This is a genomic window from Proteus sp. fly-1089, from assembly GCF_040138965.1.
Classification (GTDB): Bacteria; Pseudomonadota; Gammaproteobacteria; order Enterobacterales; family Enterobacteriaceae; genus Proteus; species Proteus vulgaris_B.
This window is the reverse complement of the sequence record NZ_JBEETS010000004.1, coordinates 241030-258086: the sequence shown is the minus strand read 5'-3', so window position 1 is coordinate 258086 and position 17057 is coordinate 241030. Positions and strand designations below refer to the sequence as shown.

Here is a 17057-nt window from a genome sequence, read left to right as displayed (position 1 = left end):
GTTCAAAGCACGACGAGTAATACTCTGAATAGCTCAAAGTACGTCTAAATAGTTCAAAGCACGACGAGTAATACTCTGAATAGCTCAAAGTACGTCTAAATAGTTCAAAGCACGACGAGTAATACTCTAAATAGTTCAAGGTGTAGCTAGGCGACAAATGAATGAGTCACTAGGAGCATACATAAGTATGTGACTAGTGCGAGTGAGTGCAGTCAACAACGCTACAACTTGAAATATGACGAGTAACGCTACAACTCGAAATATGACGAGTAAGAAATGACCTTATGAGCCTCGGTCTATGGCTAAGGGCGGTAGCGTACCTAAATCCCCTCAATAGGAACTTCAATACTGGGAAAAAATATGGAAAATCAATCTGTCATGCTATTACGTCGCTTAAATCCTTATTGTGCAAAAGCGCTGGAAGCTGCGGCCTCATTATGCCAAACCCGTGCCCATGCAGAAGTAACTATTGAACACTGGTTATTAAAAATTCTCGAACTCGGTGAAAGTGACATTACTGTATTAGCCCGTCGTTATGAATGGGATTTAACGGCGCTTTGGCAAAGCTTACTTGATGCAATTGATAAATTACCTCGCTCTATACATAGCCGACCTCAATTATCCAAGCACTTACTAGAATTAATCAAAAATGCTTGGGTTATTGCATCTCTTGATGAAGATATAGAACACATTCGCAGTGTACATCTCTTGCATGCCATGACAAAACAGCCAGCATTAATTCAACTTGATGCACTCTGGCCTTTAATGACATTGGGGGAGACACAACTACAACGATTAAGACCTCTACTTGATGCTCAATCTGATGAAAGGCCTGAAGTTCAGCAATTGGCTTCTTATAATCATTTACCTAAAGCCCCGCTTGCGCCAAATAATGAAGCCACCACAACATCTTCAACAGCAGATAGTGCCATTATTGGCGATACATTAAGTGATGCCCTTCTTGCTGTCTTAAATAAATTCACTCTTGATATAACAGAAAAAGCACGCCTTGGTGAAATTGATCCCGTATTTGGTCGAGATGACGAAATTCGCCAAATGGTTGATATTCTCTCTCGTCGGCGTAAAAACAACCCTATTCTTGTTGGTGAACCGGGTGTCGGTAAAACCGCACTGGTTGAAGGATTAGCATTACGTATTGCTGAAAAAAATGTCCCTATCAGCTTACAAACCACCTCATTACGCACCCTCGATTTAGGTTTATTACAAGCAGGAGCTGGCGTAAAAGGTGAATTTGAACAACGACTAAAAAATATTATTGATGCCGTTCAACAATCACCCACTCCAATACTACTTTTTATCGATGAAGCTCATACCATTATTGGTGCAGGTAACCAAGCCGGTGGTGCCGATGCCGCTAATTTATTAAAACCAGCATTAGCACGTGGTGAATTACGTACCATCGCAGCAACCACTTGGTCAGAATACAAACAATATTTTGAACGTGATGCGGCATTAGAACGTCGTTTCCAAATCGTAAAAGTTGACGAGCCGGATGATGAAAAAGCTTTTTTAATGTTACGAGGACTTAAATCCCGTTATGCTAAATATCATGGTGTACATATTACCGATGATGCAGTAAAAGCAGCCGTCACCTTATCTCGCCGTTATTTAACTGGTCGCCAACTTCCTGATAAAGCCGTTGATCTACTTGATACTGCCAGTGCGCGTATTCGGATGAGTTTAGATACCTTACCAGAAGAACTCACCCGCATTAAAGCCAAGCGTCATGCACTCGAACTAGAACAAAAAGCGATTTTTGATGATATCACTATTGGTAATTTAGCGAATCAAATCAAACTACCCGATTTATCTACTCAAGATGCCCAGCTTGCTATTCAACTCGAAACATTAAAACAACGATTTGAACAAGAAAAAAAGATTATCTATGAGTTAATTGAAAGTCGTCGAGATCCTGAAAATGCAGAGTTTTCAGCACAACTTCAGCAACAACTTATTCAGTTACAACAAGACACTCCATTATTAAATCCTGATGTTGATGTTCCTACTGTAGCAACGGTTATTGCTGATTGGACTGGCGTTCCGCTTTCAAGCCTACTTAAAGATGAACAAATTGGCCTGTTAGAGCTAGAGAGTAACTTATCAAAATATGTCGTTGGTCAAGCCAGTGCCTTACTCGCGTTAGCCCAACGTTTACGTGCATCCAGAACAGGATTAGTGTCTGAAAATGGCCCTCAAGGCGTATTTTTATTAGTGGGTCCAAGTGGTGTCGGTAAAACAGAAACTGCGCTTGCGTTAGCCGAATGCTTATTTGGTGGTCAAAAGTCTTTAATCACTATCAATATGTCTGAATATCAGGAAGCACATACTGTCAGCCAATTAAAAGGCTCACCTCCAGGTTATGTTGGATGCGGTCAAGGTGGTGTATTAACTGAAGCCGTAAGAAAACGCCCTTATAGCATTGTGTTATTAGATGAAGTTGAAAAAGCCCATCGTGATGTTCTCAATCTTTTCTATCAAGTATTTGATAGAGGCTTTATGCGTGATGGTGAGGGGCGAGAAATTGATTTTCGAAATACCGTTATTTTAATGACTGCAAATTTAGGCAGTGATTATTTAATGCAACAACTGGAAGAGTCACCATTAAGTACAGATAGCGATTTACAAGAAACACTTCGCCCTATTTTACGTGAACATTTCCAACCTGCATTACTGGCACGCTTCCAAACATTAATTTATCGCCCTCTTGATGCCATTGCATTACGTACTATTGTTGAGATGAAGTTAAAGAGTGTCATTAAACGGCTTTATACCCACTATCGATTAACCGGTATTGTCGAAGAAATGCTCTACGATAGCATTGTTGATGCCTGTTTATTACCAGATACTGGCGCTCGAAATATCGATAGTCTGCTTAATCAACAAATCCTCCCTATTCTTAGCCAACAACTTCTTTTACGCCAAGCCAATGCAGAGAAATCACAGTATGTCATTTTGGGCTATAACGATGAAGATGGAATAACGCTGAGCTTTAGTGATGAGTTGCAGCATTAATTAATGCAAATCATTAAGGAATAGGAAAATCTAAGTATGCCCACAAAATTAATCCGCAAAAAACTCGCGATTATCGGGATAGCCATTACCTTGATTGCTGTCTATTTTCTCTTTATCCGACAACCGAAAGTGGGATATTTAGCCGGCAATTTACACGGTTTTAACCATGTCAAAGGCACTGCGGTGAATTGGTTTAAAGTCAATGGTTATTATGGGCAAGGTGCGGCAGGAACTTGTTGCATTATGGTGCCGAGAAAATGGACACCTAATCAAACCGTTTTAGTGGAATGGGAAGTCGATCCCGATGCATACCATACAGATATACCCGGTGTAGCCGATCCTAACTTTAGGGCTTATATGGACAAACACAAAGCCAATTATCGCCATTACAGTAAAGTCGTTGATATTCCCGAGTATGACGAGCCTTGCAGTATGGATGTCCATTTTCTCCCTTGTCAGGAAGTAAAAATTACTCTTTCTTGTCATGCGACTAATCACCCTGACTATCCCATTAAAGAGCCTAGCTTTATGGAGGAGCCTGCAGTATGTCAGAAATAAATAAAGTCGATTCAACACTTATTAATATCATAAAATTTTATCAAGATAGCAAACAAGTTATGGGTGGAGAACCCTGTTGGGCTCCACCGATGTTTCCTGATCAAGGTCGATTAACATTAACTGACCAACAAGTGAAACAAAATATAAAAAAATTGATAATTTAATTCAGCAAAATAAGATTCAAGAAACAAAAAATGCATTAAAAAAACACTTCACTGAAATAAATATCAATTAATATTTTTAACTCAAGGATAAACACCGAAAGTTTGTTAATAATAAACAAACGGGATGTGTTTATATAATTCAGCTATGAACTTAAAAAAAACAACTCAGACTCTACTTAATGGACAAAATCGCTATTATCTTAATGTACAAGGATGTGATGTTTTATTTGATGTAGAACATTTCACAGGACGCGAAGCAATAAGTGATACCTATCATTATCAAATAACATTTACTTGCCAAACTCAGGATTTACAACCGCAACAACTGTTGCGTCGTAGTGCAACGCTATCTTTTACACCACCGTTAAATAGCCTGACTGATTTAGCTACACAAGAACCCATCACCAAGCAAGTCCACGGTGTTGTCACCCAATTTCGGCGTTTATCTGGATCTGTGGATGAAGCGCGTTATCAACTCGTTATTGAGCCTGTCTTTGCATTATTACGTCATCAAATCCACTCACATCGATTTTTCCTCAATCAATCTGTGCCCGATGTTGTCAGCCAAATTTTACGTGAGCATAATTTCAAAGATTGGGAGTTTGAATTTACACTTAAAAATGAATATCCCAAGCGTGAGCAAATCAACCAATACAATGAAAGTGATCGCCAATTTATAGAACGACTATTAAGTGAAGTCGGCATTTTTTATTCGTTCTATTTACAAGATCAAACTCAAACCGAAGTGATCCGCTTTGCCGATCGTCAAAGTGCTTATACCTTTGATAAAACTCTGCCTTTAAATAGCCCATCAGGTATGAATGATAATCACCAAGAAAGCGTATGGGGATTATCATTACATCATCAAGTGGTTGAACAAAATGTATTCACCAAAGATTATAACCACCGACAAGCTCAAGACACCTTGATTTCAGCAGTAACGGATATGACACGTGGTGAAGGGGATGATATTCACTATGGTGAAGTTTATCATTACCAAGCAAGACACCTTACTCGTGGTGATAAAATCACACCAGAAGCCGAAACCGCAAATTTTTGGGCAAGACTTGATCATGAACGTTTTTTAAATCGTCAAACGAGGTTAAAAGGTGAAAGTAATGCGGACTTTTTATCACCGCTACAAGTGCTTTCCATCACTGACAGCACAATACCTTCATCGTTACCTTCAGTGTTTCAGTCACCGATTTTAATTACCCGCGTACGCTTTAGTGGTGGTCGAGAAAAAGCACTACAAGTGCGGTTTAACGCCATTCCTTACAGTGAAACCCTTTGCTGGCGCCCTATTGTTAAGCCACGCCCTATTATTACAGGCACACTGACTGCACGTATTACCAGTGCTAAAGATAACGATATTTATGCGCATCAAAATGAACACGGCTTTTATTGGGTAAAATTTGATGCCGATCGTGATGAAAAACCGATGGGCTATGAAAGTATGCCAGTACGTTTGGCAAAACCTTATGCAGGTGACACCTATGGACTGCATTTCCCGTTAATTCAAGGCACAGAAGTGGCTATCGCCTTTCATGAAGGTGACCCTGACAGACCTTATATCGCCCATACATTGCATGATTCACGCCATCCCGACCATGTAACGGATAGAAACAACACTCGTAATGTTATTCGTACTCCTGCAAATAATAAGCTGCGAATGGAAGATAAACGCGGGCAAGAACATATCAAAATCAGCACTGAATACGGGGGCAAATCTCAATTAAGCTTAGGGCATATTGTTGATGCCAATCGGGAGAAACGTGGCGAAGGTTTTGAGTTACGCACTGATAGTTGGGGCGCAATAAGAGCAGGCAAAGGATTATTTATTAGTGCAGATAATCAAGCCAAAGCAGGTGGTGAAGTGCTGGCGATGGAACCTGCAATATCGTTAATAAAAGGTGCAATCAGTCAACTAGATGATTGCAGAGAAATTACTCAAGCACACCACAATCTCCAACCAGAAAAAGAAGGGTTAGATAATCTTTTAAAAAATACAGATAAACTAGCATCCCCTTCTATTCTAATGCATGCACCAGAAGGAATAGGCATTGTTACCAATGAAACATTACTTATGCAAAGTGTTGAAGCACTCTATGCTCAAACGAAAGGTGAAATGCACTTATCTAGTACAGAGAATATAGCTGTCAACGCTTATAAAAAAATTTCGATGCTATCTCAAAAAGAAGGAATACGCATTGTCTCAGGAAAAGGGCCTTTTGAATTAGAATCGCATGGCGATATCTTTGAAGCGACAGCACTTAAAGATATTATCGTTCAATCAACTCAAGGTCATATTCAATTAACTGCTAAAAATGGAATTACTTTAGGTTGTGGCGGTGGATATATAAAAATAATGCCTGATGGGCAAATTGAAATCCACTCACCAAGCCGATTAAGTCTAAAAGGACAACATATTTGGAGTGAGCCGGCGAGTGAAGATTTTCCATTACCTGACCTTCCTCAATCTGTTTGTAAAGAGTGTTTAAAGAAAGCACAAGAAAATGCTATGGGAGTCGCCATTCGTGAATAATACATTGAAAACCCCCTCAAAAGAAATAACAACGCAATGGATAAATCAATTAAAATTGATCTCAGAAAAAACGCATCTAGATTATATTGATATTATTATTGATCAAGCGGGGATAGAGAACCCTATTGTTCCAGCGTTAATCAAAATGGATAATGATATTAGATGGTTTTCTCTTTTCACTAATATGCCAGAAGAAGGTTTTTTGGAACAAGCCCCCCTGCTTATTCGTATTGAATGGAATAAAAGTACACACTTAATTTTGTTAGAAGCGTTGTTTGAATTACTTTATTCAGAGCCTAGATTATTAATAACATCATCCCCTCTTTCATTTAATATGTTATCTACTTTTTTGCTTTCTCTTGCAGAAGTAGAATGGGGGTTTAAATCTTGTTTACTTCGTTTTTATGATACACGAGTATTTCCAACATTAATAAAAGATATTCTTACACCTGAACAACAAAAAAGATTTACTGATATTACATTTATTTGGGGCTGGCTAGATAGAGATAATGATATGAGTTGGTTATTAGGTAGCTATCACCCAGAAATTGAGGATAAGTCTTTCTCAATAATACAATTTAACGATGAACAAATTAATAAAATTGGCTGTATTAGTGATGCTGAAGAACTAAGGTCATATTCTGAATTTAATAACACATCAATAACTCAAGAAGAAAACTTTAATCACTTATATCACCTTGCTATTCAAGCTAATAACAGTGATTACTTAGGCACTGTAGAGGAATATATTCGCAAACACTCTTTTAATAATTAAATTATTCATATTACTATTTTTTAAATTCATACTTAGATAGAACATAAAATGAAAAAAATAATTAGAGTTGGAGATACCTTAAATCCTTATGGTGGAAAAGTGATGACCGGAAGCTACTTAGCATATGGGAAACCTGTCGCTTGTATTGGTGATACTGTTATTTGTAATAAACATGGTAAAAATAAAATTATTGAAGGAGCAACAAACTCAACAATAAATAAAAGAGCAGTTGCATTAGAAGGGCACCATTGTGCTTGTGGTTGTACTTTAGTAAGTTCACTTTCTAATATAAGTATAAAATCATAAATTAATTATTTATATGTTATTATTATTTTATAAAAATAAAGTAGATAAAATGATTAAATTAAAACTAATATTATTAGCCGCCTCTTCTCTGTTACTTTCCGGTTGTGCCAATGCGGGCTCTTGGGGGGCAAAACCGAAAAACCCGATGTTAGGAGCCGGGCTTCAAGGCTATAACCACACTCAATTTGAAATTTCAGGTTTTTCAATTAATGAAGGTTACGGCAGTATTGGCGGCACAGTCTGTTGTGTGATGATCCCCGAAAAATGGCGCCCTAATTTAATCGCACATATTCAATGGAAAAAGGTCGATACCACAAAATTCCCACCACCTCCTGATTTTGATCAAGTTGAAGCCTATAAACGCTGGAAACAACAACTCCGCGATAATACCTCGACCCACGAAGCTTGGGTGCCTATTCCGCAATATGACGAACCTTGTAGTGTTAAAGTCCATTTTTTACCTTGTGACGAAGTGAAAATTACCACGTCCTGTTATAGCTATCACGATCCTGAATACCCAATCACTGAACCAATGAAAATGAAGGAGCCCGCAGTATGTCCCCAAAAATAACCTTTTGGCGAATTTTCCCCAAGCTTGTCTCACTCTTAATTATCTCTTTTTTCCTTTCTGGTTGCGCCAATGCAGGCTCTTGGGGGGCAAAACCAAAAAACCCGATGTTAGGGGCCGGGCTTCAAGGCTATAACCACACTCAATTTGAAATTTCAGGTTTTTCAATTAATGAAGGTTACGGCAGTATTGGCGGTACGGTCTGTTGTGTGATGCTCCCCGAAAAATGGCGCCCTAATTTAATCGTGCATATTCAATGGAAAAAGGTCGATACCACAAAATTTCCACCAGCACCTAAATTTAGTCAAGTCGAAGCCTATAATCGCTGGGAGCAACAACTCCGCGATAATACCTCAACCCACGAAGCTTGGGTGCCGATCCCGCAATATGACGAACCTTGTAGCGTTAAAGTCCATTTTTTGCCTTGCGACAAAGTCAAAATCACCACGTCTTGCAAAGGATATGGCCATCCTGAATACCCAATTAATGAACCTCATAATTTGAAGGAGCCCGCTGTATGTTCGAAGAAATAAAAGCAGAACCAGTTTGGGTGCCTAATCATTTCCCAGATGATGGGCGACTAGAACTAACGCAACAACAAATAGAGAATAATTATAAAATACGAGAAGAAGAGAAACGAAATCATAATTCCAGCCTTGCTGGCGTAAAAAATAACTGCTGTCGTAATTTACATATCAGTTTCTTTTTTGATGGCACCAACAATAACCGTAAAGCAGATATGAAGGCTGAACCTAAAACCGCCACCAATATTACGCGATTATTTGAAGTCACCAATGAAGATGAAAATAATCCTAATAAAAAAGAAAGAGAGTATTTTAAATACTATATGCCTGGAGTTGGGACAGCCTTTCCTGAAATAGCAGAATATAACTTTACTGATACGGGCTTAAAATATGCAACGGGGGGTGAGAACCGTATTAATTGGGCACTATTAATGTTAGCAAACACATTAATCATTTCATCTAACTTAGATGAGCTAACACTCCCTCAATTACGTACTCACTTAAAAGATATGGCAACCCCAACATATCTTCCTATTAGCGGTAAAGGGCGTCGCCGTGCAGTTATCCATTCTTTAATTAATAAAAAAGAGATTATTGAAGGGTTGCAACTTAAACCTAAAACATTAACGATCAAACTTTATGTTTATGGTTTCTCTCGTGGTGCAGCGGAAGCAAGAGCCTTTATTAATTGGGTGACGCAATTATTTGATACCCCAGAAGGGGCCGATAAACCTGTTCAAACATTATGTGGTATTGACGTAAAAGTCGAATTTATTGGCATTTTGGATACTGTCCCTTCTGTGGGTATAGTGCACTTAGCACCTTTCTTTTCGGGTCATATGGATTGGGCAAATGGCACTCAACAACTCCCCAGTGAAAAAGTTTTTCCTAACTTTATTAAGTGCTGTCGCCATTTTGTTTCTGCTCATGAGCAACGTTTTTGTTTTCCATTAGACACAATAAGACGTCCTTATGTTTGGGATAATAAAGATAATAAACATGGTTATTATCCTAAAATATCTGATATTGAAGAAGTGGTTTACCCTGGTGTTCACTCCGATGTTGGCGGGGGATATCTGGTAGGTGATCAGGGTAAGGCATTTGAAGACCCTTCCATGTTAGTTTCACAAATCGTCTTACATGATCTCTATCTTTCAGCATTTCTAATAGGAGCACCATTAAATGTCATAGGAAAATCACCAAAAAATAAAAGTGGTGATTATATGAGTGCAAGTATTACTAGAGAAATTCAAACTTTATTCAAAATCAACCCAACCCTAATTCAGCGCTTTAATGCATGGCGAAAAATTACATTAGGATTACCACCCGTGGCTACTACTAATTTTTCAGGAAGCTTCAATGCTTGCCGTGCAAATACAACATTAGAAAAAGTCGTCGAAAAACAAATGGCATGGATCACGGCTTGGCGTATTGATAGATATGCCGATATGAATCTTTTTAATCAAGATTTTTATAAAAATGCTGTACAGCATGGCACTGAAAAGATAAAGGCAGACAGAAAACAATGGAATGAATACAAAGATAAGAAAGAAGGACAACAAAAAGAAAAAATAAAAAATGGTACAGACACCATTTCACCAAGCGATCTTGCAGGACCTCCGCATTATGAACCCATGCTAGGCAAAACACAATTGAGAGAAGGCGCTGAAGAATTTAAAGCGGACTATTATGATGAAAGAAGAGAAGTCCGAAATTGGAAACAATTTTCTGTCGATAATTTACTAACGAATATAATGTGCTTATTAAATACTGATGATGAAAAAGCTGAATATTTTTATATGAAAAAAAGTGGTGATGATATTTATAAAAAAGGTGATGGATTTCCTCTATTTAAAGAAAACAATACACCAGATCCCGAGGAATTATTAACAAGAGATTTATTTGATAACCAATTTCATGATTCTCGTGCTTGGTTTATGCATGATGCATTACAATCTAGAGAACCTTGGGCAAGCTATTTTAGCTATCGAATGATTTATGCGGGCAGTGAAACTAATAAATTTTTATCACCTGTTGCAATTGCCGGAAAAATCATTGGTGTTGCCACATTTATTGGCGGTATGGCGTATGTAGTTAAACAAAAGAATATTAAAAATGCATTAGGTGCTTTTGCCGGCACATTAGGCGTTATGTCAATGGAATATGAAGTGGTAAATGCGGTAACTGGATTAGCATTACCTATTAATCCAGAGGATGTTAAACCGACTAAAAATGCAGGGCCTGTACAATCAATTGCTGTAGCCCAATCAGTTATTGAGCAAACACAAGGTGTTATTAATAGTTTGACTCAAGTTATTGATACAAAAAAAATCTTACAGATTGCTTAAATTATTATTAACAATCCTATTTATTTAAATTCGGTCTTTAAAAAATCAGGAGATTTTTCGTGAGATACCCTCCGCGTTACCCTGAATTTTCACAAGATAAACCAATAAATTGGAAAAAGTTATTAAAATGGATGCTTATCCTTATTGGTTTATCTTTATTTTTTACCAATGTTGTTTCATCAAACAGTAAAGTAGAAAATAAATATTTTATTTTAATATCCAGCATTTTCATTCCCATTTTTGTTTCATCATTTTTATTTTTAATTTATCTTTTTTTAAAAACATTAAATAATCACAACAATAACTTATTTAAAAAACAATTCGATGATGATAATAAAAAATGGTGGTTATACCATAGTGCTTCAATCCCCATAAAAGACGCAATTATTATCGGCTCTCTTGGTGAGAATCAACATAAATGGCATCAAGTTTTAAAAATTAGACCTGTTTCACCACTTCCTATAATAGAAGATGGTCAAGAGCGCATTCCTTGCTCTGCACTTATCGGAAATAAAAAAAATAGAGAAGAAATGATGGCTAAATTACTGGCAGATCATTTTATAAATGGAGAAGAAAACAACATAGACAATATTAAAATCGATAATATTTATTGGAAAGGAAGTCAATCCAGCCTAAATGAATTTATTGAGCATCTAAAAAGTCACCATATTTTACCACCACTAAAAACTATATTTATTGACTCAGTAAACACATTAGATACCATTATTGATAATTATTATCTTCACTATAAAGCTAAGTATTATAATCTTGTTGGTGGTTCTAATATTTTTGATGATATCAATACAGGTAGATTGGCTGAAACCGGTTTTTTATGGACAATATTTCCAAATAAAGATGCTTACTATTTACATCGTTGTGAAGTATCAAATAATGAAAACACTAATGAGTTAGCATCTCAAATAATGAAATATTCAGGGATAGAAAACTCACCAGAAGTAAATATATCGATTGATACTCAAGCATCTTATACTTTTTTATCAACACAACTCTATTCATCCGATAATATCGTACAAGATTACTTTGGTAACAGTAGTTGCTCATCACCATTTTTAGCTATTTCATTTTCTGTTCTACATTGTATGAATAACGACATTAGTAGCTGCGGATGGATTTCAGGATATTATAACGATCAATATATAGCAGGGGTTATTCATAAAGATGAAAATCAATGATAAGCTTTCTTCAACTCGGGATTTATTTATTATTTATACTGTTATTCTTACAATATCCCTTTTTACATTAAGTATACTTTATTATCTTTTTGGTAATAAGATCTTAGAAACAGATTACTCCCCTAAAGAAATTATATTTTTTACTTTTTCCAGTTGGATAGCTTTATTATTAGCTTTTCCATTTTTTATTTATGGATGGAAGAAAGTTATTCCATTACTCAGTAAACCTTTCTTATATAATACAAAAACATTACCAGAAATAAACAAAAAAAATAATTCATTTATTGATGATATATTTAAACAATATGGTCATCGTAATTCAAAAAATTTAATACGCATACTCCTTATCGGCACGCCCCTTTCTGTCGAAAAACACACCCCTAACCTAACAACGGACATCTGGCAAGAAAACAACGGCACGTTACTTATCTATGGGGGCGATATCAATCAAAGTATGGATGAAAAATTAATTCAAGACTTAAAACAGCTGCGTCGCCGTCGCCCACTAGATGCAGTGGTTTGGGTCTCTGAAAATACCTTATCGCAACAACCGCTGACTCAATCAACTTTTAATCACCTAACGCCAACCAATACAGACACCGCAAGCCGTTATTTCCACCAGCTCTTTCGTCAATTACGCTGGCAAGCACCTATTTGGCTTTGGAATATCAGTAATAATGGAGATATGACCACGGAAGAGGCACCAACAGTACTTTACTCTGCACCATTAAATGCCACTTCAGAAATACTCTCAAACGATATGAATAAGCTGTTACCTGCTCTTATTGAGCAAGGCACACTCGCTGTATTACACAATCAAACACACACCTATTTACTGGCTTTAGCCCGCTTTTTACAGCATGAAGGAGGTGAAAAACTTGCTAATAACTTGGCGCCACTTTTATCGGGTTATCGCTCGTTACCGTTTGCTGGCATGCTCTTTAGTACACCCACTTACAATAACGTGTCTGCAACTTCATCACAAAATAATCAATGGATTTTAAATCACCATTGGAAAGCACTCCTCACGGCAAATTCACAGCTGCCCTATCCGTTAAAAGCCTCACCGTTAGGTTTAAATTCAAAACGTATTTTGCAATATACGGTTGCAACCGCCATGACGCTGTGGGGTATTGGTATGGTGGTCTCTTACTTTATGAATCGCCAATTAATTACCCAAAGCCAACAACAAGCGCAGTTGGCAACAGACAATCATCAATCTGAATTTGCCCGTTTGCAGGCACAATATGGCTTACAACAAACCTTGGGGTTATTGAGTTATAGAGAACAGACTGCGGTGCCATTTTGGTTACGCTTTGGCTTAAGTAGCAACAATCAATTGCTCAGTCATTTATGGCCGGTTTATAGCCAAGCGATGTTGCCATTATTACGTGATTCGACCCAACAACGCCTCGAAAATTATCTTCACGCATTTATGCAGCTCCCTCCTGAAAGTGCTGAACGAATTGAAGGCGCTCAATCTGCTTATCAAACACTGAAAGCCTATCTAATGATGAGTGATCCGTCCCGTATTGATCCGGCTTTCTTCACTGAAAGTGTACTCAATATTTGGCATCAAAATGAAGATCTAAAAGAAGGTGAATGGCAAACATTAGGCACAGAACTATTCACTTTCTATGCCTCTCAATTACCGTATCATAATGAATGGACTATCAAGCCTAATCGCACTTTAGTTGCCGGAAGTCGCACTATTCTTATTCGTCAAATTGGTCAACGTAATGGCGAGTCTGCGCTTTACCAAAAAATCTTACAACAAGCACAACACAACTTTGCGGATATGACCTTGGATGATATGACGGGGGATACCGATGTCAGTTTCTTATTAAGCTCAACAGAAACTATACCCGGTATTTTTACCCGTAAAGCGTGGGAAGACTCTATTGAGCCGGCGATTAAAAAAGCCGTTTATGAAAGACGAGAAGAAATAGATTGGGTATTAAGTGACACACAAAAAGAGACGGGTATTGATATCTCACCGGAAAAACTGCAACAAAATCTCACCGAGCGCTATTTTAATGATTTTTCGGGCAGTTGGTTAAGCTTTCTCAATGGCTTACAGTGGCGAGAAACACAAAGCCTCTCTGATACGATTGATCAACTCACATTAATGAGTGATGTCAGACAATCCCCCATTATTGCATTGATGAATACACTCTCTTATCAAGGTAAAACTGGTCGTCAGCAAGAAAAGCTAGCAGACTCTTTTGTGAACTCCGCCAAAGATCTATTAAACCAAGAACAGCAACCTGTAATTAGTCAAAAAGCGGAATTCACAGGACCACTTGAGCCTGTTTTTGCACCAATACTGGCTTTTACTGATCCACAATCTTCCGCACAAAACAGCGATACATTGAGCTTACAAGCCTATCTCACACGTGTAACGCGAGTGCGTTTAAAACTCCAACAAGTGGTTAATGCACCCGATCCCCAAGCGATGTCACAAGCCTTAGCCCGAAGTGTTTTTGAAGGGAAAACGGTCGATTTATCCGAAACACAAGATTATGCCAGCTTAATCGCGGCAAGCTTTGGGCAAGAGTGGAGTGGCTTTGGACAAACACTGCTTGTGCAGCCGATGTCTCAAGCATGGCAACAGTTATTAGCGCCGACCTCACAAGGTATCAATACCCAATGGCGAAATGCCGTTGTGAATGATTGGAATAGGGCATTTGGGGGGCGTTATCCCCTCAAAAATACACAAAGTGAAATCTCATTACCTTTAATGGCGCAATATCTACGCCCTGATAATGGCCGTATCCAACGCTTCCTTGAAACCCATCTTAACGGTGTTTTACATAAAGAAGGAACGCACTGGGTACCCGATACCACCAATGCCCAAGGCTTAACCTTTAACCCTGAGTTCTTAAAAGCCTTAGATAAATTAAGCTATTTAGGGGATGTGGTTTTTGCGAATGGTGAAGCGCGCCTTTATTTTGAATTACGTCCGGGTACATCACCCAATATAATGCAAACCCACTTAATGATAGATAAACAGTCCCTTATCTATGAAAACCAACAACCACAATGGCAACGCTTCGTTTGGCCAGCGGATACTGTCGCCTCAGGTGCATCACTCAGTTGGATCACCACCAATACAGGTACACGTATTTATGGCGATTATCGTGGCGTCTGGGGCATTATTCGTTTATTGGAAGATGCCAATATAGCCCCTTATGCCGGCAGCACCAGTAGTTACTCTGTCAGTTGGAAAACCTTAAATGGGCAATCCCTCAACTATACTTTAAGGACAGAAATGGGCGATGGCCCCATCGCGCTATTGCAACTACGCAATTTTGTTTTACCCGAAAAGATCTTTTTGGATTAAATAAAAATCACATTCCCGACTATCTTAAAAGGAAATATGCTCACTATGTCCTTATTGGATACCTTAATTTCATCATGCTTTGCTGATGATACAAACAAAGTGCAACAACTTGCTCAACAACAAATCGCTTTATGGGATCGTTGGCTATTACCCATTACGCCTAATCAACCTGTAGGTGATGATCCCTGCTATGAAGATGACTTTGAACGCATGAAAGAAGAAGTCAATAAACTCTCTGGTGCCGATACTGAACTAATTTGCTTACTTGCTGAAAATTTACTGCTCAACGCCTGTAAAGATGTGCGCGTTGTAACTTATTATATTTGGGCTCGCTTGCACAAAGAAGGTGAACATGGATTTGCGGATTCGTTGGGACTTTTGGCTGGATTGCTCACTCGCTATCACGATACGTTATTACCTAGCCGAGCCACCAGTAGAAAATCTGCCTTAGAGTGGTTATCAGGACAACGTGTTTTAGATAGCTTATCGCTTTATCCCGAAGTCGATCATAATGAATTTTCTCGTATTATCGCGCTATTAGCGATAATTGAAACAGAGCTTACAACATGGAGTGAAGCTGAGCGACCTCAACTCGCCGGATTACATCAAGCACTCGAAAAACGCCTTGCTCAGTCTGGTGGCACAAGCTCATTAGTACCACAAAATATCAGCAGAAATGAATCCGCTTATAACTCGTCTTCAACGCCCTCTTCTTTATCACAAAGTACGCCAATAGAAACAATACAATCAGGTCGCGAATTATTAGATCAATCCAAAGTGCTTGCTAACTACTTACGAAATCAACCTAGTGGCTGGTTAGCAGGACATAGATTAATGAAAGTAGTGAGATGGGATACGCTTCATCAACTTCCACCACAAGATCAGCAAGGTTGCACTCGCCTTTCCCCCCCAAGAACGGATGCAAGAGCCCAACTTAAACGCCTCTATTTACAACAAAGTTGGGGAGAACTTGCAGAACAAGCTGACAAGCTTTTTGCTGAAGGTGTTAACCATTTTTGGTTAGATGTGCAATGGTATTTATATCAAGCACTCAGCAAATCTCCAGCCCCTTGGAATGCATGGTCTGATGTTATAAAAAACGATTTAAAACAATTTCTTACTCGCCTCCCTGATTTAGAAAAACTGTCATGGGAAGATGGAACTCCCTTTGCTGATGAAGTAACCTTAAGTTGGATAAAACAGCATGTTATGGAAGAGAATTTTGATGCCATACAGGGCTTATCGTGTTCATCATCTCACCAATCCGAAGATGAGCCTATATTGGCACTAGAGCCTGAAGCCATGACTCAAGCAGACAATGAAGGCATTGAGATTGCCTTAAAATGGCTACAACATCGTCCTGATATCAACACACCAAGACAAAAATGGCTATTAAGCCTCGTTATGGCAAGAGTAGCAGAACAATTTGCTCGCCAGGATCTGGCATTAAATTTATTACGAGAACTCGATAAAAAAGCACTTTCGATGCCATTAACACAATGGGAGCCTAACTATATTTTTGAAGTAAAAGCACGACAACTCCACCTTTATAGAGCCAAAATTCAACGTAATACTTCAGATAAAAACCGCATTGAACAACAAATGGAACTGTTACTCAGTGAATTAACGGCTATCGATCCTGTACGCTCTTCAATTTTATATTCTTAATATTTTACTCAACAAATCAAGGTATCAAATTA

12 protein-coding genes are annotated in these 17057 nt (G+C 38.2%); all 12 read left to right on the top strand.

Annotated features, from left to right (window positions below; genetic code table 11):
- Positions 1-360: 360 nt before the first annotated feature.
- Positions 361-3033: a type VI secretion system ATPase TssH gene (gene tssH / locus ABN080_RS11845; RefSeq protein WP_349441131.1), complete on the top strand. Its 2673-nt coding sequence runs from the start codon at positions 361-363 to the stop codon at positions 3031-3033.
- 36 nt (positions 3034-3069) lie between these two features.
- On the top strand, positions 3070-3591 hold the full coding sequence (tli1a, locus tag ABN080_RS11840; RefSeq protein ID WP_349441130.1) for a Tli1a family immunity protein: 522 nt from the start codon (positions 3070-3072) through the stop codon (positions 3589-3591).
- Positions 3579-3755: a hypothetical protein gene (locus tag ABN080_RS11835; RefSeq protein ID WP_349441129.1), complete on the top strand. Its 177-nt coding sequence runs from the start codon at positions 3579-3581 to the stop codon at positions 3753-3755. The genes tli1a (ABN080_RS11840) and ABN080_RS11835 overlap by 13 nt, the downstream gene beginning before the upstream one ends.
- A 145-nt stretch (positions 3756-3900) precedes the next feature.
- Positions 3901-6300: a type VI secretion system Vgr family protein gene (locus ABN080_RS11830; RefSeq protein WP_349441128.1), complete on the top strand. Its 2400-nt coding sequence runs from the start codon at positions 3901-3903 to the stop codon at positions 6298-6300.
- Positions 6293-7075 (top strand): toxin Tle1 chaperone Tla1, encoded by a 783-nt coding sequence (tla1, locus tag ABN080_RS11825; protein ID WP_349441127.1) that lies wholly within the window; start codon positions 6293-6295, stop codon positions 7073-7075. The genes ABN080_RS11830 and tla1 overlap by 8 nt, the downstream gene beginning before the upstream one ends.
- A gap of 48 nt (positions 7076-7123) precedes the next feature.
- Entirely contained in the window at positions 7124-7381 is a 258-nt protein-coding gene (locus ABN080_RS11820) for a PAAR domain-containing protein (protein ID WP_349441126.1), read from the top strand.
- A 49-nt stretch (positions 7382-7430) separates the two neighbouring features.
- Positions 7431-7952 (top strand): Tli1a family immunity protein, encoded by a 522-nt coding sequence (tli1a, locus tag ABN080_RS11815; RefSeq protein WP_349441125.1) that lies wholly within the window; start codon positions 7431-7433, stop codon positions 7950-7952.
- Complete coding sequence (gene tli1a / locus ABN080_RS11810) at positions 7937-8482, top strand: Tli1a family immunity protein (protein ID WP_349441124.1); 546 nt, start codon at positions 7937-7939, stop codon at positions 8480-8482. Before tli1a (ABN080_RS11815) ends, tli1a (ABN080_RS11810) begins: the two co-directional genes overlap by 16 nt.
- A complete protein-coding gene (locus tag ABN080_RS11805; RefSeq protein ID WP_349441123.1) occupies positions 8467-10821 on the top strand; it encodes a T6SS phospholipase effector Tle1-like catalytic domain-containing protein in 2355 nt (784 codons plus the stop codon). The genes tli1a (ABN080_RS11810) and ABN080_RS11805 overlap by 16 nt, the downstream gene beginning before the upstream one ends.
- 59 nt (positions 10822-10880) lie before the next feature.
- On the top strand, positions 10881-12014 hold the full coding sequence (locus tag ABN080_RS11800; protein ID WP_349441122.1) for a KPHS_23130 family T6SS system protein: 1134 nt from the start codon (positions 10881-10883) through the stop codon (positions 12012-12014).
- A complete protein-coding gene (locus ABN080_RS11795) occupies positions 12001-15357 on the top strand; it encodes an ImcF-related family protein (protein ID WP_349441121.1) in 3357 nt (1118 codons plus the stop codon). Before ABN080_RS11800 ends, ABN080_RS11795 begins: the two co-directional genes overlap by 14 nt.
- A gap of 45 nt (positions 15358-15402) precedes the next feature.
- Positions 15403-17025, top strand: a complete 1623-nt coding sequence (tssA, locus tag ABN080_RS11790) for a type VI secretion system protein TssA (RefSeq protein ID WP_349441120.1) — start codon at positions 15403-15405, stop codon at positions 17023-17025.
- Positions 17026-17057: the final 32 nt, after the last annotated feature.